The sequence below is a fragment of the Pseudoalteromonas obscura genome (assembly GCF_030135505.1).
Taxonomy (GTDB): Bacteria; Pseudomonadota; Gammaproteobacteria; order Enterobacterales; family Alteromonadaceae; genus Pseudoalteromonas; species Pseudoalteromonas obscura.
On the sequence record NZ_JASJUT010000015.1, the window covers coordinates 82,110 to 103,300 of the forward strand.

Below are 21,191 nucleotides of genomic sequence, written 5' to 3' on the forward strand. Positions count from 1 at the left end.
AACTTATCCTTACTAACCTTTAGTATTTGAATCCTCTATGCAGCGCAACGATGCCGCCGGTGAAGTTTTGATAGCTAGTTTGTTCAAAACCAGCATCTTCCATCATACTTTTTAAGGTTTCTTGGTCCGGGTGCATACGGATTGATTCCGCCAAATAGCGGTAAGACTCGCTGTCATTGGCGACCAGCTTACCAACGTTTGGCAGGATGTTGAATGAATAGAAATCATATAGCTTTGACAGTGCTTCGCTCTCGGTTTTTGAAAACTCTAAAACCAACAGGCGTCCACCCGGTTTGAGTACTCGATACATCGAGCGCAGCGCTTCGTCTTTATCTGTTACGTTGCGCAGTCCAAAGGCGATGGTGATAACGTCGAGACTGTTATCTGGAAAAGGCAACGCTTGAGCATTCATTTGCACATATTCAATGTTGTTAACTAAACCTAGATCACGCAGTTTGTCACGGCCAACTTTCAACATTGAGTCATTGATATCACCCAGAATCACTTGGCCTGTATCGCCAACTAATTGGCTAAACTTGGCCGTTAAATCACCTGTACCACCGGCAAGATCTAACACTCGATGGCCTTTGCGCACACCAGAGCAAGCAATGGTTTGACGTTTCCATAGACGGTGTATTCCAAACGATAAAAAGTCATTCATGATGTCGTATTTAGCTGCGACAGAGTGAAAAACATCTGCAACCAGTGACTCTTTTTGATTGGACTCTACAGTTTTATAACCAAAGTGTGTGGTATCGCGATTTTCTTCTTTCATGTTGGCCTTGGTGACACAGTTTAGATGGGTATAGTGTACTTGATAGCGACACTTAGGTGCAATTTATAGTGGCAGCTAATCGCAAAATTTTTATAGAAAAAGAGTGCTTAGATGGCGCCTGAAATATAGCAGTCACGGCCCAAAGCATGTGCCTTTTGAGCTGCGTACGATGCTTGGCCTGCCAATTCATTAAAATCGCGTTCAGCTTGCCTTTTTGCAATTCCAATTGCCAGTTGGACTTCTGGAAATTGTACATTGCCTTTATTGCTGATAAATTTTAGCTTTTCAACGCCTTTGCGGATTTTAGCCGCAATGACCTTGGCTGTTTCGGGCTCAATATCTGCAAGTAAAATGGTGAACTCTTGCTTACCGGTACGCCCGGGTACGCCACTTTCTAAGACATATTTTTTGATTTTGTTCGCAACGCGTTGCAAAACAGTTTCACCAATCATATCCCCAAACCTAGCTGTAAAATCGCTGAGGTTATCTACTTGAATAGAAATAGCACACAAGGTTTTATCTTGATCTAACCAAAGCTGCGTCTTTTGATTGAGATAGTGTCGTTTATACAAGCCTGTATGTGGGTCGATCAAACGTTGTTTTCGAATTCTATTGAGTGCTATGTACTGCTGGTTTTGCGAAGCTCTGGCTTTTTGTAAGCCGTTTTTGAAACGCTGTTGCTGTTCGAGAAAACGTTCCGTTTGATTGGCAAATTCACCGAGTACTTGTTTACTTTTCGCGATATCTTGAGTATCTAGTTCGCTGGTGTACTTGCGAATATTTTGTGTAAATTGCGAAATATTATGCTGAGCGCGCGCCGAGGATGTGGATAGCTCATCAATGACATTATCAACTTCTTTGAGTACCGCGAGTTCTTCTTGATGCTCGGTGTATATAAATTCGAAATATAGCTGCTCTATATATACCGTGTCGATGGTGGTGCTGTTGCGTAGATCCCGCTCCAAACGAGAGGTGAGAGGTTCATTGCTACGACTGATAAAGGTATAGGCCACTTGATAATTGAGTGGTGTTGGCGGTAGAGAATGTAGCTCCAAAAAATGACATACTTTGGTCATCTTTTCTTGGGCTATCGCCATTGGATCATGGAACGTCATCTACTTATACACCACACATTAAAGTTATTTTTTAAGCCTTAATGTCCTTCGGCACAAGTCATGATTTCATCCTATCTGAAGCCCCGCTACATTAATCGTAAATGCGACTTTTTGAAAGTAAAATTTGCCTATTAAACGGTAAAAAGTTACCCGTTTATGTTCTTTAGGCGATTTTATCAACAACTTTATACTATCCTCCCTGTAGAGAGATTTTGGTGAGTGCATTTGCAGATCTTTGGTCGAATATACTTGCATCGAGATAGGAGCCTTCGTTATGGTGCGCTATCCCAGCGAACGTTAAGGAACCCCTGTGTTGAACGCCATTGTTAAACCACTCAGTGCCATTGCACTGGCATTAAGTCTGTCAGCGTGTCAGACGACATCATCTAGCCCAGATCAAACCTTTGTGGCATTGTCCGAACAGGTAATGGCGTTTCGTGCCGAGATAGATAGCTCTGCCATTACGTCGCTGGACGCGGAATTTTTGCTGGAAGATATGTCAGCACAAGGCTTGGCCAACAGAAATCAGCGCAGGTTGGCTTTGCTAGCACAGTTCGATGCAATTGATGAGTCTCAGCTAAGTACTGAAAATCAGATCAACTTTGCGATTTTACGGGCACAGGTACAAAATAAAGTCGATTTGTATCACTTTAAACACCACTATGTACCGCTGTTATCTGAATCTGGATTTCACACGTCGCTGATGTTTAAGATCAGAGAACATGACTTTACCACTGCACTTGGTTATCAGCTGTTGATTGAACGCATCAAACAATTGCCAAGGTACTTTTCTCAGCAAATGGCATGGATGCGAGAAGGTATGAAAATAGGTTTAACCCAACCTAAAGTGGTGTTGAAAGGGTTTGAGTCTTCTATAACAGCTTATATAGCAGTGGATGATGTTGAGCGTTCACCATTTTATGCGCCATTTAAAGTTAACCAAGCGGGTTTGCCTGATGCCGAATTTAAGCAACTGCAGCAGCAAGCAAAAGCGGCCATTCTCCAATATGCAAATCCAGCTTATCAGTCCTACTATGACTTTTTCGTCAATGAGTATCGACCTGCTGCGAAGGATGATATTGCTTGGTCTACCTCTCCAAATGGCAAGGCATTTTATATAAATCGCGCTAAGCATTTCACCACAACGTCTATGACACCCAAGCAGATCCATGAGCTGGGGCTGCAAGAAGTGAAGCGCATTCGTACTGAAATGGACAAAATCATCGAAAAGGTCGGTTTTGACGGTACTTTTGCGGAATTTGTCGAATTTTTACGTACAGATCCACAATTTTATGCCAAGACACCTGAGGAGCTGTTAAAAGAAGCTTCATTTATCGCGAAAAAGATGGATGCGCAGTTACCAAAGTTCTTCTATACAACGACGTTGCCGCGGGTGCCATATGGGGTTGCGCCAGTGCCAGACAGCTTAGCACCTAAGTACACCACGGGTCGCTATCTCAGCCCATCAACGGAAACGGACGCGGGTTATTATTGGGTAAATACTTATGCACTGGATAAAAGGCCTCTGTATGTATTAGAAGCGTTGACCCTTCATGAAGGCGTGCCAGGGCACCATTTACAAATTTCCATGAATGACGAGTTAACCCAATTACCCGAATATCGAAGTGAATATATTTCGGCATTTGGTGAGGGGTGGGGACTTTATTCAGAGTATCTCGGTATTGAAGCCGGGTTTTATCAAGATCCCTACAGTGACTTTGGTCGGTTAACCTATGAGATGTGGCGTGCAGCCCGTTTGGTTGTCGATACGGGAATGCATATGTTTGGCTGGAGTCGTGAGCAAGCGATGCAGTTCATGCAAGATAACACGGCATTGTCGCTACATAACGTGAAAACAGAAACTGATCGCTATATTTCTTGGCCTGGTCAAGCCCTGTCATACAAGGTGGGTGAATTGACAATTAGACGTCTTAGAGCTGAAGCAGAGCAAGCGCTAGGTGAGCGGTTTGAAATCCGCGAGTTCCATCATCAAATCTTGAAAAATGGTTCAGTGCCCCTGTTTGTTCTTGAAGCACAAATTGCCAAGTATATTGAACAGGCGCAACTGCAAAAATAATCTCGGTGAAAAGGCCGCCATTGGGCGGCTTTTTTATTAGTGGACAAAGCTGATAATGAGCTGATAAAAATCATCAGTAGAGCGACAGCTTTTTGCATTGAGGATTAATTGCTCCCCCAACAACAGAGTTTGTTTTTGAACCGCTAAGCGCTTGTCAGCAGCTTCGATTTCATCAATATCAGCAACATGCGCCAATCCGATGGTACGGCGGATAAGCTCTGTCCCACAATAGCCCATAGCGTCTTGCAGGACTTCTTGTAAAAATTGCTCGCTGAAACCGGGTGCTTGCAACGCTAAATCGCGGCTTTCTTCTTTCGCCAGTGCTAACCACTGTTGCTCAAATACTTGTAGGCAAGTAGAGATGGTATTGAGTAAGTAGGTGTGCAAATCACGACGTCTGGGTGCCTCGGCAACACGACCATTGTGCGCACAGTAATTGAGTAATAAGTTTCCGATAAAGGAACCTAGGTCAAAACCAATTGGCCCAAAAAAACCAAACTCAGGATCAATAAACTTGGTTTGGTTTTGCGACACAAAGATACTTCCGGTATGAACGTCGCCATGCAGCAATGTCTGAGGCGAAGAAAAGAATTTGCTTTTCAATCGAGCGATATTGATCAGCAATGTGCTGTTTTGTCGCAGTAGGTGAACTTGTTCCGTTAATTCTGCTGGAAAGTTATTGCGCTCATGTACTCGGTAGGGATCGTCGAAAAATAAATCTTCAGTGATAGAGCAAAGCTCTGGGTTGGTGAACTCTTGTACCAAGGCTTTTTTATCTGCTGGTGATAAATAAAAGTCTGAGTGGTAAAAGCTCGTTCTTGCAAGGTAAGTTGCGACATCTGAGCCTAGCTGGCGAAATGTTTGCCCCTGATTAAGCTCACCACGCAAAATAGCCAAATCGCCGAGATCTTCCAAAATAGTCACTGCCAGTTCGCTATCGTGGTGGAGCACCTTTACTGTTAACGCAGGGCAGACCTTACCATGCTTTTGCAAAACACTTGCTTCAATCCTGGCTCTATCTAGGGTGAGAGGCCAACTTTCACCGACACAACGTGCATAGGGCAGGGCTTGCTTCAAAATGATACTTCGCTGGTTTGTATCTTGGATACGGAACACCAAATTGAGATTCCCATCGCCAAACTCGTAGCATGAAAGCTCGGAGTCTGTAGGAAAGAATTGCCCCAGTTCTTGGACGTAACTTAAGGCGGTGTCGTTATTAAAGGCAACGTATTTGCTCACTGTTATTCACCAAAAATTAAAGTAACTTTTGGCATTCTATATTTTTAAATGTTTAGATGTCTATACATCTTTAGATCTTTATGTAGAATGAGTAACAACAATAACTGCCTATCCTTTAAACAAAATGAAAGACCTAATCGCTCAAAGTTTGAAATATCAAGATGGTAAAGTGCAGGTGCTTGACCAATATTTATTGCCACATCAAGAGGTTTGGCATGTATGTCAAACGGTCAGTGAGATGCAGGGTCTGATCAATAACCTTCAAGTACGAGGCGCGCCTTTAATTGGCCTAGCGGCAACGTTATTGGTGGCATATCTGGCTGAGCAAGGTGGATCACAGCAAGAATTAGGTCAGGCGATAGATGATTTAGAAGCTACGCGTCCAACGGCGGTGAATCTCAAACACTGTATGGATAGATTGAGAGCGGTCGTAAACGATGAGCGATATGTTGAGTCGGTTGTTGCCGTCGCTGAACAATTATTTGAAGAAGATATTGCGCTGTGTGAACGTATTGCGGAGCATGGTGTTGAGCTAGTCAATACCGGGGATAATATATTAACCCACTGTAATACAGGAGCACTGGCTACAGCGGGAATTGGCACTGCACTTGGCGTGATTTATCAAGCAGCACAGCGCCATGGCAATATTCATGTCTGGGTAGATGAAACGCGCCCTTTATTACAAGGTGGGCGGTTGACTGCGTATGAGCTTGCTCGCTGGCAGATCCCGTACACTTTATTGTGCGACAGCATGGCAGCATCTTTGATGGCTGCTGGCAAGGTGGACAAAATATTTGTCGGTGCAGATAGGGTGGCGGCAAATGGTGATTTTGCAAATAAGGTTGGCACGTATAACCTAGCTGTGTTAGCACATTTTCATCAGATACCTTTTTATGTGGTGGCGCCAAAAACGACTTTCGATCCACTGTGTGCCAGTGGACAAGACATTGAAATAGAGCAGCGCAGTGCACTTGAAGTGACAGGTGTGAGTGGCAGTTTTGGTGACTGTCAGTGGGCACCCAAGCAAGCTGATGTTTATAATCCTGCTTTTGATGTGACACCGGCAAAGCTGGTAACTGGCTGGGTATTCGATAGTGGTGTGTACACCAGACCGGCGTTTTCAGCGCTGTAATGTGAAGTGACACAGCGGGTGATGTTTGCCCTGTGTGTCACTTTGAGATTGGCTCTTAGTCTAACATTGGAAATTGTTTTGCAATGTTCGACCCCGTTTCTTTGGCAACCCAGCCTTCGGTATTATTGAACAGACGAATGGCCGTAAACTCAGGATCGCTGCCCATATCAAACCAATGTGGGGTGTTTTGTGGCACGGAGATCAAGTCGCCTTGTTGACACAGCACTTGATACACTTTGTCTTGAATATGTAGGCAAAATAAACCTTGTCCTGCGACAAAAAAGCGCACTTCATCTTCGCTGTGGGTGTGCTCAAAAAGAAATTTCTCGCGTAATTGTGCTGCATTCGGATTACCTTTTTGCAGCGCGATCACATCAACAGTTTGATATCCACCCTGTGCTTTTAAGCGTGTGATATCTTGCTGGTATGCCTCTATGATGTCTGCTTCTAAAGCATCGAGTGCCAGTATTTGTGTTGCTTGCCACTGTTCAAAGCGTACCCCCACTTCTGCGAGTTGCTGGGTAATTTGTTTAACATCGTCACTTTGAAACGTGGCCGTATTTGGCTGGTGTTCTTGGTAGATATGTAAGTAACTCATGACGGTTTCTCATCTTTTATTTGCTCAAAGTCGGTTATGAAGTCATGTTCAGGACTTTTTGTTTGCTCATCGCGCCACAACTGTAATGTCTGCATTCCCGCTTCTTTCGCTGCATCAAGCTCTGCGACTACATCACTTAAAAAAAGGATTTCGTGTGCAGCAAAGGGGACACTTTGAAGGATGTTGTGATATGACTGGGCTTGCTGCTTAGCGCCTACCCGGGTATCAAAATAGTCGCTAAATAACGGTCGCATATCACCAAAATCTGAATGCGCGAAAAGCAGTTGTTGCGCTTTGACCGAACCAGATGAATAGACGTACAGTACGATTCCTGACTGATGCTGTTCGGTTAAATAGGTGTATGCATCCGGATAGATATGGCCTGTAAAGTCGCCTTGTTGATAGCCGTTTTGCCAGATCAGGCCTTGAAGTTGTTTAAGTGGGGTGATTTTTTGATCGGCTTCAATCCAATTCAGCAAGGTATCTATGACGGTTTCTAAGCTCGCATTCGGTTGATTTAGCTCTGATCTGACCGCCTCTATTTGAGCGCTTACCTGCGCATCATGCTGCGCACTTGTGACAAAGTCGGCGAGGTGTTTTGCGGCATAAGGAAAAAGAATGTCTTTCACGAATGATATGCGGGTAATAGTGCCTTCAATATCTGTGAGTATGGCTTTAATCATTTTACTGCTCCTTCTAGTTTTATCCGCTCTAACTCACAAGCAAATAAAAACTCTAACCCTTCAATGTGGCGGCGAGTTTCAAAAATACTGTTGCCAAGCGCGTACAGGCCGTGACCACGGATCAAGACCCCGTGGGTAATGGGGTGTGTTTGGTGGTGCTTGGCTACGCGTTCCGCCAAGGCAGGAATATCTTGATCATTGTCAAAAATGGCGATGGAGAGCGTATCCAGATGACTGTGAATACCGGATAGAGACTTTTGCATTTCATAACCTGTAACCGCAAAACTGTCGCTACGTATAAAGCGCGAAAGTACTGTAGCTGCAACAGAATGTGTATGTAAAATACAACCAGATTGAGGTTGCAACTCATACAGTTTTAAGTGTAAAGCTGTTTCAGCGGAAGGCTTACCATCACCCGAAACAATATTGCCTTGTTGGTCTAGTTCTAAAAATTGCTCAGGGGTTAGGTACCCTTTGTCAAAGCCACTGGCGGTGACGACGAAGCCATCATCTGTCTTCATCGAAAAATTACCACCTGTTGCAGGGACCCAACCTTGTTGGCTTACCCAGCGTCCAGCGTCAATCAGTGCTTGTTTTGCTGCCTTTGTTTGCATATTCGATCTACCTTAAGAGGTTTGGACGGCTATACTTCTATCTTTGGCAATGATAGCATCGCTTTATCGCCTACGCCATAACCAAAAGAGTTACAATATGGAAAGTAAATTACCAGATGTCGGTACCAGTATCTTCACTAAGATGACGGGTCTTGCCAATGCACATGGTGCCCTTAACTTGTCGCAAGGATTTCCTGAGTTTGATACTCCGACTAAGCTAAAGCAAGCGCTGGCTGAGCAAACACTAGCAGGCTACAATCAATATGCTCCCTCTCCGGGTATCCCTGCGCTACAACAAGAGATTGCAGCATTGGTTGCACGTCGATATCACCAAGACATTGATGCAGCCGCACAGGTAACAGTGACAGCGGGTGCAACAGAGGCTTTGTTTGTTGCCATTCAAGCGCTGGTTCGCGAAGGTGATGAAGTTATCGTCTTTGATCCCGCCTATGACTCTTATCGACCTGCTGTAGAATTGGCGGGAGGTAAAACCGTACACATTCCATTGAATGCGCCGGATTATGCGATAGATTGGACGTTGGTTAGCAGTAAGGTTACCGATAAAACCCGTGCGATTATCATAAACTCTCCACACAACCCCAGTGCAAAAACACTCAAGCAAGTTGATTTAGACTCACTGAAAGCGCTTTTGGGTCAGCATGATATATACCTTATCAGTGATGAAGTTTACGAGCATATTACATTTGATGGCGCATCGCACCTGAGTGTATTGCGTGACCCCGCGTTATCTGAACGCGCTTTTGTGATCTCGAGTTTCGGTAAAACCTTCCATTGTACCGGATGGAAAATGGGCTATTGCGTGGCTCCGCCCGCACTGTCGAGTGAGTTCAGAAAAATTCACCAGTTTGTCAACTTCTCTAGTTTTACGCCGGCACAGTTTGCTCTAGCTGAAATGTTGCGTGACGCGCCTGAGCATGTCGATGAGTTATCTGACTTTTATCAACAAAAACGCGACGTGTTAGTGCAAGCGCTCGCCCCAAGTCGATTTAACATTTTACCCAGTGAAGGCACGTACTTTTTATTACTAGATTACAGTGATATTTCAACGTTAGATGATGTGACATTTTGCCAGCAATTAGTTGAGAAAAGTGGTGTAGCCGCTATTCCGTTAAGTGTATTTTATGAAAACCCAACGCAAGATAAAATTATTCGTCTGTGTTTTGCAAAAGAGACCGATACGCTTATCGCGGCGGCGGAGAAACTATGTCAACTTTAACGGTTAGTTTGGTGCAATACGACATTGCTTGGCTGTCACCAGAGCAAAATTTTTCCATTATTGATCAGCTGATAGCAGCACCTACAGGGTGTGATCTATTGCTGTTACCTGAAACCTTTGCCACTGGCTTTGCGCTTCAACAAGCCACCGCAGAACAGGCTGCACTAGCGCTGAGTTTTATGCAGCAACTTGCAGCGCGTTTGCAATGTGTGGTGGCTGGCTCAGTACTGGTTCCCAACGGTGATAAGAAAGCGAACCGCTTTTATTGGGTTTGGCCTGATGGGTCGCAGCAAGCATACGATAAACGTCATTTGTTTTGTCTTGGCAATGAAGGCCAGTATGTGACGCAAGGCAGTGAAAGAAAAATTTTTGAAATCAATGGTTTTAAGCTCTTACCACAAGTGTGTTATGACTTGCGATTTCCCGTCTTTCAACGCAGTAAAAACGATTATGATGTGATGGTAAATGTTGCAAACTGGCCATCAGCAAGGCGCTTCGCTTGGGATACTCTGTTGCGTGCTCGTGCTATCGAAAATCAGTGTTTTGTATTGGCTACAAACCGAATAGGTCCAGATGGCAATGGCATTGCCCACAATGGGGGAACCATAGCACTGGACTATTTGGGCCAGACCATTGAGCAGGTGAATGACGATCAGATGGGCGTTGTGACGGTCACACTGGATAAAAGTCAATTGGCTAAATACAAAAGCCAATTCCCAGCACATTTAGATGCTGATGGGTTTGAGATTACATTATAAGGGTTAGTGGAGCAGCCAATGCTGCTCCACCGAGTTTAAACATTGTATTGATGTACGAGCAATGCTTGATTGGGCTCTGTCATTTCATGTGACTGTGTGCGTGGTTCATCAGCCAGCGTAAAGTAGTTCAGCAAGTTTTTCATCTCCATTGCCTGAGTTGCCATTCGTTTTGCTGCTGACATGGTTTCTTCGGTGATTGCGGAGTTTTCCTGAATTAAATCTGTCAGTCGCTGCACGACCACGTCTACTTCTTCGATTGCTTGCTTCTGAGTTAACGTCGAGCGATTAATACTGACAATATTGTCGTTTACATCGGCCACGGCTTGAACAATATGTTCCAGCTTTTCTCCTGAGCTGTTGGCCAAAGTGGTGCCCTGTTGGACCTTATCGTTACTGTTGCTGATAATGTCTTTAATTTGCTTTGCTGAAGCCGCGCTGCGCCCGGCAAGTTCTCGTACTTCATTGGCAACCACAGCGAAGCCTCTACCGTGTTCACCTGCACGCGCAGCTTCCACGGCTGCGTTTAAGGCCAAGAGATTCGTTTGAAAGGCGAGTTCGTCGATGACAGAAACGATTTCATTAATATCTTTGCTGGCGGTGTTTACTTCATCAATGGCGCGTACAGTATCTTGTGAAAGTGTGCCACCTTCTTTGGCAATGTGCTCTGCATTGTGAGACTTTTCAACGGCGGTTTCTGATTGCTGTACGACTAGAGTGAGTTCTTCTAACATGTGACCTGTGCTGGCGCTGGCCTCTTCCAAGTTGGCCGCTTGCTCCTCGGTGCGTCGACTTATCTCCGCATTGCTGGCTGCTATTTCTTCGGTACTGTGAGCAACCAAACTGGCGGCACTTTGAATACTCTCGATCACGTGGGTGAGCTTTTGTGTGGTGGTGTTTACGTCTTGTTGTAGCGTGGCAAAGACACCTTGATAGTTGCCTTGAATGTGGCTGTTTAAGTTACCTTTTGCAATGGCACTGAGGCTATCTGTCACGGCGTGAATTGCGTCTGAAACTGCGTCAATGGAGCTGTTAACATCCTTTTTCAAGCACAGCAGCTGCCCTTGTAATGAAGACTCTATCTTGTGAGAAAAGTCGCCTTCACTCATCGCTGCCATAACACTGACAAGCTCCTCGATGACCTGATCAAGGTTATTGACGGTATTATTGATATCATTTTTTAAGGTCGATAACTGTCCTTTAAGTGGAGAGTTTATAGTGCGGTCAAAGCGGCCATGGCTAATTGCCATCATGACCGATGAAATTTCTCCGATGGCTTGGTCTAAACCGGAGATAGAGAGGTTTATGTTACTTTTTAGCAGCCCGAGCTGGCCATGCGCTGGGGTAGAGATAGTATGTTTAAAATCCCCTTCGCTGACAGCCTCCATGGTGTTGCCGATATCTCGAATAATGGCTTCAAGGTTGTCCATACTTTGATTCGTGTCGACTTTGAGTTGCGCCAATTGCCCTGATAAAGGGTGTGTGATCCGTTGGGAAAAGTCCCCATTGCTAATGGCACTCATGGTACAACTGAGTTCATCAATTGCACCACTTAAGCTGCGGATCGAATTATTCACACAATCTTTAAGCCGCGCCAGACTGCCACTGGCAGCGACTTCTACTTGCATTTTGAATTGGCCCTGCTCAACACAGGTCATAACGGTCACAATGTCATTCATGGTTTCATCAATGGAGGTAACTGAGCGGTTAATATTGGATTTTAATGTGTTTAAGTCGCCACTTAACTGAGCTTCGATCTGCTGATCAAATTGTCCTTTTGCCATCGCTTTCATCACAAAGTTGATCTCGCCCAATGCAGTTTCTAAGCAGCCAGCGCATTCGTTTGTGGCATCTTTTAGTTCTTTGAGCTCGCCATTGCATGGCGCGCTGATACGATCGTTGAATCTCCCTTTGGCCATTTGATTTAAAACGCGATTGGCTTCTGATATAGATAGTTGCAGCGCATCGAGTAAGGAATTGAATGCTTGAGCGCTTTGTCCTATTTCGTCTCTAGAGCTTACCTCGGCGCGGAGCGAAAAGTCGCCGCGAGATTGCACTGCGCGCATGGTAGTAACTAGATTATGGACAGGGCGAGATAAGCTTCTGGCAAACCACAGTGCTGTAAAAAGAATCACCACAATACTGATGACCATAACAATTGCCATCGTTTGACGCAGTGATACAACGGGAGCAAAGGCCTCTGCCTCATCAATTTCGGCCAGCAGTGCCCAACGTACATCAAAGACTTGAAGATCACTGTATGCGGATAGCACGGGGTTACCATTGTAGTCGATAACGACCTTTTGCCCTTGCTGGCCCTGCATGGCCAGTTTGTATGATTCAGTAGCTATGGCACCTTTTGTGGGGTTTGCAAAAGATGCTTCTACTGAGTGATTGACCGGATCTAAATATGAGTCTGAGCGCATTAAACCATCTGGGCCGACTAAATATGTTTCGCCACTTTGGCCGAGTCCATGACGTTCGCTCATGATTTCATTGAGGGCATCAATAGAAAGCTGAAATATTAAAGTTGCTTGGGAAATACCCCCGAAGTCCAATGGCATAGCAACAAAACTGGCAGGAGTATTGTAAGAAGGTAGATAAGGTTCATAGTCTGCAAACAGCATTTGATCTTGCTCAATCAGCGCCCGAGTGAATACGTCGGCGATGCTACTATTGGCATAAGGACCTGTTTTAAGCGAGGTTGCAAAATCCACTTCTTTAAACACAGAATAGACAATATTGCCGCTGTAGTTGTCCACGATGAAGATATCGTAAAGTTGGTAAACTTCAGTGAGCTTTCGGAAAAATTCATGATGGCGTTGATGGGCTTTGTCATAAGCATCGAGATGACCAGTCGCTTTTAATGTGTCTTTTTTTCCGATGGGGTTGGGGTTGTCGGCAATATAGCGGGTTTGCAGTGTCACCCCTTGTCCTGACAATGAATCTAATAGTGAGTTGAGCGCGACTTTGCTATTAGTTTGCTGCTCGAAACGAGGCAGAAACTCTTGCTGGTAAAAGCGTTGTAAATTATTGGGTAGGCTGTCGGTTGATTCTATTTCATCAAACCCATCTAGCAAATCTTGTGTTGCTTCAAGTAGATAAGGGTTGATAGCTAATGCCTGGAGTTTATCCTCGACGGTTTTAAAATGTCTTTCGATGGCGCGTTTTTTCACCTTCCCGACAGCACCCAATTGTGCATATACCTGTTCGCTGATCGTGTTAGAAGCTTGGATCAACGAAAAGGTAATAATGACAGCTGTGGGGATGAGGGCGACCAGTAAAAAAGCGATCATCAGCTTTTTTGCTAAATCGAGAGATTTTAAGAAGTGACGAATACGAGACATAAGTGGCCCTCCGATCCTTGTATTCTGGCATTTGTACGACGCGAGTGTTGCTACATGATTCTGCCTACTGATTGTTTATCAATGGTTTTCAACCAGCATAAACCATACAAAAAGTGTGGCTAATAAACGTACAGAATTAACGTTAGTGTAGATCACTTCCCGATAAGATCTAGCGTTGGGGAGTAGCAAAAATTGCTGCTAGTTTTGATTGTTGAATGCGTAGCTTGGTAACTCTGAATATTGCAATAATGAGAGATGAGCGAACTGTGTTGTGAATTTTTGATGACTTTTTTATTTTTATAAAAAAGAAGCAGCGTATGCTGCTTCCTTTTTTCTGATTTATCGTTTAACGATTAGTGCTTCCAATGATACTTATGTGCTTTCTCTTCCATGTATGCTTCAGTATCTGGGTGCATTGGCGTCTTGTTACCATTTTCAAAGAAGAATGGCTGACGTTTGCGCGTGTCGTTACCGATTTCGTTCATGGTTGCTGCGTCATATACGCGGCCATTTAAAATCGTGTAGGTCACTTTTTCTGATTCACGAATGTCGTTTAGAACATCGCCATCAATGATGACTAAATCCGCAAGCTTGCCTTTTTCAATGGTGCCAATGTCGTGGTCCATCGCAAGGTATCTGGCACCATCAATGGTACCGCTGCGCAGCGCTTCCCATGCACTGAAGCCACCTTGTGCCATTGACCATAGCTCCCAATGTGCGCCCAAACCTTCTCGCTGACCGTGTGCACCAATATGAACCGTTACACCTTTGTCGCGCAATTGTTTTGCCGATTTTGCAGCATCGATATGGTTGTAGTGGTGTTCAGGTGCCTTTTCACGACGGATAGACATAGGTCTAACCACATATTCAGGTACAAAGCTCATTAGTCGCTCGTTTTCCCAAACATTAGTGGTGTTATAGAAATAGTCTTCACCCTTGATCCCGCCGTACGCTACGTTGAAAGTTGGTGTGAATCCAGCTTCTGTTTGACTCCACATCTGTGTGACGTCTGAATAGATATTCGGAATAGGCAGAGCATGTTCAAGGCCAGTATGACCATCGATGATCATGTTCATGTTTTGCTGGAACTTCGAACCACCCTCTGGTACCACCATTATTTCCATTTGCTTTGCCGCTTCCAGTACTTGCTGGCGAGTATCACGGCGAGGGTGGTTGTAACTCTTAACTGAGATTGCACCAGCATCTTTGAGGCGCTTAACATGGAATTGAGCGTCTTCTAAATTGTTGATTGGCGTTTTATAACCCGGGGCTTCACCTGCGTATAAAATACGGCCCACAGAGTAAATACGCGGAGCAACGGTTAAACCAGCACGCTGTAGCTCAGCCATAGAGAAGACTTCGTTAGAGTTGTTAGATGGATCGTGAATAGTGGTTACACCAAAGCTTACATTTGAGAATTGGTTCCAGTTTTGCTCAGGTTGTAGCTCACGACTACCGTAGCTACCGTGTGCGTGTGCATCAACAAGACCAGGAATAACCGTTTTACCCTTGATATCCATCACTTTTGCAGAGTTCGGAATGGTGACATCGCCACGAGCGCCCACTGCGATAATGCGGTTGTCTTCGATAAGTACCACACCGTCTTCGATCACTTCTTGTTGATTCTCTGCGTCACGCATCGTTACAACTTTACCACCAACCAATGCCAACAAACCTTTTGGCTTGTCTGAAGGTTGCTCGAAGCTTAAATCAATACCTTCTGCGGTTAACTCATCTAAGTTATCTGCAGCATTCTCTACAAAAGAGAAAGTATCAGTCAGTTTACGTTGGTATAAGTTTGGACCAAATGCCCAAGTCAGAGCACTGCTGTCTGCCTTCCAGTTTAGGAAGTCACCAGAGTACTTAGATACTTGCTTTACAGGGAAAGACTTACCGCCTTTGTTGATCGATAGTGTTTTACCTGTGCTAGTAAATGGGGCAACAAATGTATTGAAGTGCTCAATAAAAGCGACATAGTTGCCATCAGGAGAGACCTTGTAATCAAAGATGTATTCGCCTTTGAAATGACTGCGCTCTTCATGACCGTTTAAGTCGACACTTTTTAGCTCTCGACTGGTTTCGCTGCTGGCAACTGAGAAATAAATGCGCTTAGGATCGGCACCAAAGTGCGGGTTGTCACCGCTTTTTACAACGCGCTTGGCTTCGCCACCTTTGGCATCGACTAGGTAAATGCCCGGGTGCATTGACCAATCACCGCTCAATAGGTAACCTCCAGTTACTTTCTTGAACAAGACCTTTTTACCATCTGGTGAGAAGCTCGGTGAAATGTAATGACCTGGGTCTTGGGTAATGACACGGCCTTTACCACCTTTGGCTGAAACAACACGGATGCTACCTAGTTCCTGATCATCCCATGTCGTATAGACAATGTATTTACCATCGCGTGAGTAGCTTGGGTAGAATTCAAAGTGATCATTTTGTTTGGTCACTCGACGCACTTTGCCAGATTCAATGTCTTTGACATAGAGGTGACCCAAAGCTTGGAACAATGCTGTTTCGCCGTTTGGTGAGATCTGTGACCAACGTGCCAGCTTGACTTTAAAGTTGTCAGGCGCCACATCAACCGCAAATTTTAATGCCGGCGTGATTTCTTTTTCCGTTACGACGCGAGTTGGTATAACTTGCGCTTGTTTTGTAGCAATATCCACTTTGTGGAATACGCCACCTGACCAAAATACTAAAGCTTTGCCATCTGGTGTATAGGCAAACGCTGGTGTATTACCTTGTGCACCATTGGCTTCTTGCAGATCTCGATCTAGGCCTGTGAAGATCTGTGTTTCGATACCAGACTTTAAATCTTTGATATACAGTGCACTGATCATCTTCTCGCCATTGTCTTCACGCTTTACAAACGCCAGAGACTTGCCATCAGGGCTTGGCGTTGGACGGATCGCACCACCTGCACCGCGAATAACCGTTTCTTCTTCGCCAGTTGCTAGATCCCAAGAGCGAACTTCAAATACCGAAGTAAGAGCATTCTTGTTGTATTGCCAGCGTACACCAGGTGTGGCGTCCACTGAGTAGTATATTTTTTTGCCATCAGTTGAGAACGCAGGCTCTGCAATATTCTTTTGTGATTTGGCTCCGTGCAATCTCTCACGTACTAGCACGCCTTTACCACCTGAAATGTGGTACATGCGAATAGAACCACCCGGGATAGTACGGCCAGTTACTTGCCCTTGTTTTACCGCGATATATTGACCATCAGGTGACCATGATGGATTGTGCAGTAGATTGTGTGACTCATCAGATACTTGACGCATATTGCTGCCATCAATATCCATTACCCACAGGTTTTCAGCACCCGCGCGATCGGAAATAAACGCGATATGTTTGCCATCAGGTGAGAACTTCGGTTGGAAGTTCCAAGCACGGTCATTGGTAATGGCCTTTGCTTTACCGCCTGAAATTGGCATCACGTAAATATCACCTAGCATGTCGAAGATCACGTGTTGGCCATCAGGGCTAACATCCACGTTACTCCAAGTTGTTTCATTGGTATCTATGGTGATTGTTTGTTTTTCACCTGGTGGGTTGAGTACATCCCATTTTGCGGTGCTTTCTTCTGCGCCTGCGGCGGCAAGAGAAGGAGTGCTTAGTCCGATCAATGCGGCACCTATCGCAGCGGCAATAGGTGATTTAAATAGTGCCATGGTGTATTCCTATGTGTTGTCAAGCCAAGTCTCAGTCTGTTGCTGAGTTTTGGTTTCTTGTCTTGTTGTGAGCTTATTTTCTATTTACCCGGGTAGGATGGCGAATTTTTTAACTAAAGTCGACAATGTGTCGATAAAAGTGCGCTCATTTGCGGCAACTTTGCATTATTTTTATACTGCTCTTGAGGCACTTGTATTAATTCTTGAGCAATTAGAAAGAGAACTTTGTTAATTAGGCAAGATTGCAGCTCCCAAAGGGAGCTGCAATAACTGCGGTTAGCTCAATGTTTGCTGGCGCACGAATTGCAAATAGGCCTCTAAGCTTTTTTGCCACAGTGCCATCGCCTGTGTTAAATCATCGTCGCACTGTTTTCCGTCTAGCAGGCGACGTTCTATTTTTTTCAAAGCAAGGCCATAGCGGTTAAAGCCTAATTGCAAAGCGGTACTGGCTTGGCGGTGGAGAGACTTAATACATTGTTCTTCATCTTCACTTAGAAGCTGTTGGATGTGGATCAACTTATTGCGGGCAGATAAGACAAATTCATTGTAAATTGAGGATACTTCATCTTCACTAAAGCCACTTTTAAGTGAATTAACAGCGGTATCATCATATAAAGTGTCGCTTAACTCTACGCGCATATCTGGTTTTTGGGCTTTTTGGGAGTCACTGATCGCCTGCCGTAGTTTTTCTTGTTTTATGGGCTTACCCACCACATCTTTGATCCCTAGAGAGAGGTATTCTTTAATCTCTTCAGGGCTTAAGCTCGCAGTGAAGGCTAAAAATGGCGTACGCTTGTTTTTGTGTTCTATGGTTTGCAGATGTCTAAGTACCTCTTGCCCGGTAAAGTCAGGCAAGTTCATATCTAACAATACCACGTCAAACACATGTTCTTTAAGGTGCTCTATGGCACTTGAACCATCGTAAGCCAATTTGATTTTATGCTCATCCGCAGCCATAAATTCGATGGCGATCTTGCGGTTTAAGTCTAAGTCTTCGACCAACAGTACCGATAGCCCCGTGGGGTATTCTGGGTTGTGATGGCGCTGCTCAACTAAGCTCAGCTCGCCGACAGGTAGGCTGACGTCAAAGCTAAACGAGCTGCCTTTACCCAGTTCACTGATGATTTCAAGTTGGCTGCCCAGCTTGCTGAGAAGGCGCGCTGTTATCGCTAAACCAAGCCCTGTTCCGCCTTTGGTTTTACCTGCGTTACTTTGCACATAAGGTTCGGTCAGTTTGTCGATGTCTTCCTCTTCAATACCTGGACCGGAGTCGACCACGCTAAATCGGACAATATGCGACATATTGGCCTCTTCGAGCAGTTCAACACGTAGTTTAACTTCGCCTTTGTCAGTAAATTTAATGGCGTTGCCGACAAGGTTGAGTAAAATTTGCCGCAGTTTTTGTTGGTCGCAGTAGTAGCACACTTGATCGGGCAAATCGTAGAGTAGGGTAAAGGTGAGTTTCTTTTGCTCAGCCAGTGGGCTCATCAATAAACACAAGTTGTCTAGCCAGCTTTTCAGCTCAACGTCTTCAGACGACAGTACTTCGTCACTCTGATCTAAACTAGCATAGTCTAGTACCTTATCAATCAATAAGTTGAGTGATTCAGCTGAATTAATGATTGCCTCACAATAGGCTTTGCTGTGTTGATCATGGCTGCGGTTTAGGACCAATTGCGCACTGCCTAGAATACCATTGAGTGGCGTACGGATCTCGTGGCTGATGGTAGATAAAAACAAGCCGCGAATTTCGAGGTCTTTTTGCGCTTTTTCTGTGAGGTTGTTGAGGTTGAGCTCGCGTCTTTCATTACACAGTAACGCCATACCGGTTGCATAGAATATTGGAGCAAGTACACCGTTGAAAAATATGGCAATAGAAAACCATGGGTCATCAAAAAGAGAAACTTGGTCAACCTCGCCCATAAATACCGTGCGACCGATGAATGCAGTAAAGATAAATCCCAGTACGATTAAATATACAATACTGCCGTTGGGGTATTGTTTACGGGCATAACGAATAAAGTAATAGCTGAGAAGGATTGCCTCTACAATATGCTGAAGGTCGGAGATTAAAATCCGTTTGCGCAAATTGTCATCCACCATTGCATAATAGATCAGTGCTGACAGTAGTGCTAAGGTAGCAAAAAGGTAAGTTCTAAATTCGACGCCCCGCTGACCAAGAAATTGACTTATTGCCCAGCAATGTATGATTGAAGCGAGAAACAGTAAGGTGTTGGCAATGCCGATGGTTTGCCACTGCGAGAGAAAGCTGTGCAGTGCGAACATGGATATGGCGGCAAATAGAATTAATGGATAGAAAATATACAGCAATACACCGGGTGTATTTTTATTTGCACGCCACGTTAAATAATTAATGAGCGTCATCATTGCCGTCATTGCTGCACTGGCTACATACAGGGTTTTGTGGTCCAACATAGGGGCTTTGTTAACAATTAAAAGACGTACCTAGGATAGAGCGAAGACTCAGCGCAGTAAAGCGATGCACCGAGAAATTAATGAGATGGCTTGTCGTACCGTTACATGATAAGTCTAAAAAACAAAAAGCATGCTAATCGCATGCTTTTTGACAGAAGAGGGAAGTGTACGTTGTGAATTAACGTATCTCGTCAGGGATATTTTGCTGTGCCCATGACAAAAGTTCGATACGGTTACGGCATTTAGTTTTACGAAATGCACTATATAGATGGGTTTTCACCGTATGTGGGCTGATATTTAAATCTTCCGCGATTTCTTTATTTTTGGCGCCTTTACTCATCAAAGAAATGATCGCTTTTTCACGTTTAGTGAGTTTTACAGGCTCGATATCACCTTCAGTCAGTTTGTGAAGCGCATCTTTGTTAAATTGCAGCATGCGATTTAACGCATTACACATGATTTCTCGGCGATACCAAAGCTGATCTTCCATCAGTAAGCGGATGCCCTTCATTAATACATCTGCGTTATCTGTGGTATAAAATACACCGCGAATGCCGCTGAGTAATGCACGATTAGCCAATTCAGGGTTTTCATCTAAGTTGAACAGCACGATGTCGCAACTGACTTTGAGGTTAACTAACTGCTCTTTCAGCTTGCCCCATGCATCATTGACTGCTGTCTCAATAAAAAGCAACCGAGTATCTTCTGGTACTTCGGAAATATCAGTCCCTGTGACGACGTCTAACCCTTGTGTTTTTAACAGGGGTTGCAAAACGTTTATTCCTATCGTGTTGATAGGCTCTTTATCTAGCAATAAAAATGCAGTACTGCTCATTTGAAAAACACTCTCATTCTGTCTGATAACGCAATGCTAACACGTGAATCAGACCTTTTGTATTAGAAATTTCATCAATAAAAAGAAGTTTACGACATAAAGTGTGGCACGATAGCCTATTTTGTAAACGACCAAATTTAGATAAAGCTTCAACTGGTTGATTAAATTATAAATTTTTTTTCGTAGAGTAATAGCTTAGTTAATTACATTTTTTAACAAAGAATAATTTAAGATACTACTTTTTTCCTACTTTGGTACGGAGGCCAACCCATTTCCAGTCCAGCTAGAACATGTAAGTGAATGTGGTATACGGTTTGTCCACCATCATTATTGCAATTCATAACAACGCGATAACCATCCTCAGCAAATCCGTGCTCTTTCGCAAGTTTAGCTGCTACTAGATGTAAGTGCCCAACTAAGTGCGCATTTTCTTCGTTCACGTCGTTAATTGTTGCGATCGGCAGCTTTGGGATCACCAAAACATGAAATGGAGCCTGTGGACTAATATCCTTAAATGCAAGCGCCTTGTCGTCTTCGTACACAATATCTGCAGGTATTTCACGATTAATTATTTTTGTAAAAATCGTCTCTTGGCTCATTACTTTTATCCTTATATACGTTAGTTTAGCTGTTCAGCATAGCGCGGACTCAACAAGATACAAGGGAAATTACAA

Annotated in this window: 15 protein-coding genes; 4 read left to right on the top strand and 11 right to left on the bottom strand. The window is 44.3% G+C overall.

What is annotated here, in order from left to right:
- Positions 1 to 19: 19 nt before the first annotated feature.
- Both ubiE and QNM18_RS24715 read right to left on the bottom strand, forming a co-directional pair.
- Positions 20 to 775 (bottom strand): bifunctional demethylmenaquinone methyltransferase/2-methoxy-6-polyprenyl-1,4-benzoquinol methylase UbiE, encoded by a 756-nt coding sequence (gene ubiE, locus QNM18_RS24710; RefSeq protein ID WP_023400226.1) that lies wholly within the window; start codon positions 773 to 775, stop codon positions 20 to 22.
- Positions 776 to 882: 107 nt separating this feature from the next.
- On the bottom strand, positions 883 to 1,890 hold the full coding sequence (locus tag QNM18_RS24715) for a GGDEF domain-containing protein (protein WP_211013173.1): 1,008 nt from the start codon (positions 1,888 to 1,890) through the stop codon (positions 883 to 885).
- Positions 1,891 to 2,200: 310 nt separating this feature from the next.
- Between QNM18_RS24715 and QNM18_RS24720 the strand changes: the two genes are divergently transcribed.
- Positions 2,201 to 3,967 carry a DUF885 domain-containing protein gene (locus tag QNM18_RS24720; protein ID WP_417714867.1) on the top strand — a complete coding sequence of 589 codons (1,767 nt, stop codon included), beginning with the start codon at positions 2,201 to 2,203 and terminating at the stop codon, positions 3,965 to 3,967.
- 36 nt (positions 3,968 to 4,003) lie between these two features.
- On the opposite strand, the gene mtnK is transcribed toward QNM18_RS24720, so the two are convergent.
- Entirely contained in the window at positions 4,004 to 5,206 is a 1,203-nt protein-coding gene (gene mtnK / locus QNM18_RS24725) for an S-methyl-5-thioribose kinase (RefSeq protein ID WP_284138711.1), read from the bottom strand.
- Between the two features lie 124 nt (positions 5,207 to 5,330).
- Here mtnK and mtnA point away from each other — a divergent pair, with 124 nt between their 5' ends.
- Entirely contained in the window at positions 5,331 to 6,338 is a 1,008-nt protein-coding gene (gene mtnA / locus QNM18_RS24730; RefSeq protein ID WP_284138712.1) for an S-methyl-5-thioribose-1-phosphate isomerase, read from the top strand.
- A gap of 55 nt (positions 6,339 to 6,393) precedes the next feature.
- Here mtnA and QNM18_RS24735 read toward each other — a convergent pair whose 3' ends face one another.
- Genes QNM18_RS24735 through QNM18_RS24745 form a run of 3 tightly spaced genes read right to left on the bottom strand, consistent with a single transcriptional unit; the run spans position 6,394 to position 8,233 of the window.
- On the bottom strand, positions 6,394 to 6,936 hold the full coding sequence (locus QNM18_RS24735) for a 1,2-dihydroxy-3-keto-5-methylthiopentene dioxygenase (protein WP_284138713.1): 543 nt from the start codon (positions 6,934 to 6,936) through the stop codon (positions 6,394 to 6,396).
- Positions 6,933 to 7,619 carry an acireductone synthase gene (gene mtnC / locus QNM18_RS24740; RefSeq protein WP_284138714.1) on the bottom strand — a complete coding sequence of 229 codons (687 nt, stop codon included), beginning with the start codon at positions 7,617 to 7,619 and terminating at the stop codon, positions 6,933 to 6,935. The genes QNM18_RS24735 and mtnC overlap by 4 nt, the downstream gene beginning before the upstream one ends.
- The gene (locus tag QNM18_RS24745) at positions 7,616 to 8,233 is read right to left on the bottom strand and encodes a methylthioribulose 1-phosphate dehydratase (RefSeq protein WP_211013168.1); all 618 of its coding nucleotides are present in this window, start codon (positions 8,231 to 8,233) and stop codon (positions 7,616 to 7,618) included. The genes mtnC and QNM18_RS24745 overlap by 4 nt, the downstream gene beginning before the upstream one ends.
- 97 nt (positions 8,234 to 8,330) lie before the next feature.
- Here QNM18_RS24745 and QNM18_RS24750 point away from each other — a divergent pair, with 97 nt between their 5' ends.
- The gene (locus QNM18_RS24750) at positions 8,331 to 9,470 is read left to right on the top strand and encodes a methionine aminotransferase (protein ID WP_284138715.1); all 1,140 of its coding nucleotides are present in this window, start codon (positions 8,331 to 8,333) and stop codon (positions 9,468 to 9,470) included.
- Complete coding sequence (locus QNM18_RS24755; RefSeq protein ID WP_284138716.1) at positions 9,458 to 10,228, top strand: nitrilase-related carbon-nitrogen hydrolase; 771 nt, start codon at positions 9,458 to 9,460, stop codon at positions 10,226 to 10,228. The genes QNM18_RS24750 and QNM18_RS24755 overlap by 13 nt, the downstream gene beginning before the upstream one ends.
- Positions 10,229 to 10,263: 35 nt before the next feature.
- Here QNM18_RS24755 and QNM18_RS24760 read toward each other — a convergent pair whose 3' ends face one another.
- From QNM18_RS24760 to QNM18_RS24780, 5 genes are all read right to left on the bottom strand, one after another.
- Positions 10,264 to 13,572 carry a methyl-accepting chemotaxis protein gene (locus QNM18_RS24760; protein WP_284138717.1) on the bottom strand — a complete coding sequence of 1,103 codons (3,309 nt, stop codon included), beginning with the start codon at positions 13,570 to 13,572 and terminating at the stop codon, positions 10,264 to 10,266.
- 353 nt (positions 13,573 to 13,925) lie between these two features.
- On the bottom strand, positions 13,926 to 17,246 hold the full coding sequence (locus QNM18_RS24765; protein ID WP_284138718.1) for an amidohydrolase family protein: 3,321 nt from the start codon (positions 17,244 to 17,246) through the stop codon (positions 13,926 to 13,928).
- A gap of 276 nt (positions 17,247 to 17,522) precedes the next feature.
- On the bottom strand, positions 17,523 to 19,682 hold the full coding sequence (locus tag QNM18_RS24770) for an ATP-binding protein (protein ID WP_211013163.1): 2,160 nt from the start codon (positions 19,680 to 19,682) through the stop codon (positions 17,523 to 17,525).
- Between the two features lie 178 nt (positions 19,683 to 19,860).
- On the bottom strand, positions 19,861 to 20,517 hold the full coding sequence (locus QNM18_RS24775; RefSeq protein ID WP_023400213.1) for a helix-turn-helix transcriptional regulator: 657 nt from the start codon (positions 20,515 to 20,517) through the stop codon (positions 19,861 to 19,863).
- 227 nt (positions 20,518 to 20,744) lie between these two features.
- Positions 20,745 to 21,116, bottom strand: coding sequence for a histidine triad nucleotide-binding protein (locus tag QNM18_RS24780; RefSeq protein WP_211013162.1), 372 nt, complete (start codon positions 21,114 to 21,116; stop codon positions 20,745 to 20,747).
- Positions 21,117 to 21,191: the final 75 nt, after the last annotated feature.

Bases quoted from the DNA above. Each gene is read 5' to 3' on its own strand.
- QNM18_RS24745 (WP_211013168.1), bottom strand. From the start codon at position 8,233: ATGCAAACAAAGGCAGCAAAACAAGCACTGATTGACGCTGGACGCTGG.
- QNM18_RS24750 (WP_284138715.1), top strand. From the start codon at position 8,331: ATGGAAAGTAAATTACCAGATGTCGGTACCAGTATCTTCACTAAGATG.
- mtnA (WP_284138712.1), top strand. From the start codon at position 5,331: ATGAAAGACCTAATCGCTCAAAGTTTGAAATATCAAGATGGTAAAGTG.
- QNM18_RS24780 (WP_211013162.1), bottom strand. From the start codon at position 21,116: ATGAGCCAAGAGACGATTTTTACAAAAATAATTAATCGTGAAATACCT.
- QNM18_RS24775 (WP_023400213.1), bottom strand. From the start codon at position 20,517: ATGAGCAGTACTGCATTTTTATTGCTAGATAAAGAGCCTATCAACACG.
- QNM18_RS24770 (WP_211013163.1), bottom strand. From the start codon at position 19,682: ATGTTGGACCACAAAACCCTGTATGTAGCCAGTGCAGCAATGACGGCA.
- mtnC (WP_284138714.1), bottom strand. From the start codon at position 7,619: ATGATTAAAGCCATACTCACAGATATTGAAGGCACTATTACCCGCATA.
- ubiE (WP_023400226.1), bottom strand. From the start codon at position 775: ATGAAAGAAGAAAATCGCGATACCACACACTTTGGTTATAAAACTGTA.
- QNM18_RS24760 (WP_284138717.1), bottom strand. From the start codon at position 13,572: ATGTCTCGTATTCGTCACTTCTTAAAATCTCTCGATTTAGCAAAAAAG.
- QNM18_RS24755 (WP_284138716.1), top strand. From the start codon at position 9,458: ATGTCAACTTTAACGGTTAGTTTGGTGCAATACGACATTGCTTGGCTG.
- QNM18_RS24735 (WP_284138713.1), bottom strand. From the start codon at position 6,936: ATGAGTTACTTACATATCTACCAAGAACACCAGCCAAATACGGCCACG.
- QNM18_RS24765 (WP_284138718.1), bottom strand. From the start codon at position 17,246: ATGGCACTATTTAAATCACCTATTGCCGCTGCGATAGGTGCCGCATTG.
- QNM18_RS24715 (WP_211013173.1), bottom strand. From the start codon at position 1,890: ATGACGTTCCATGATCCAATGGCGATAGCCCAAGAAAAGATGACCAAA.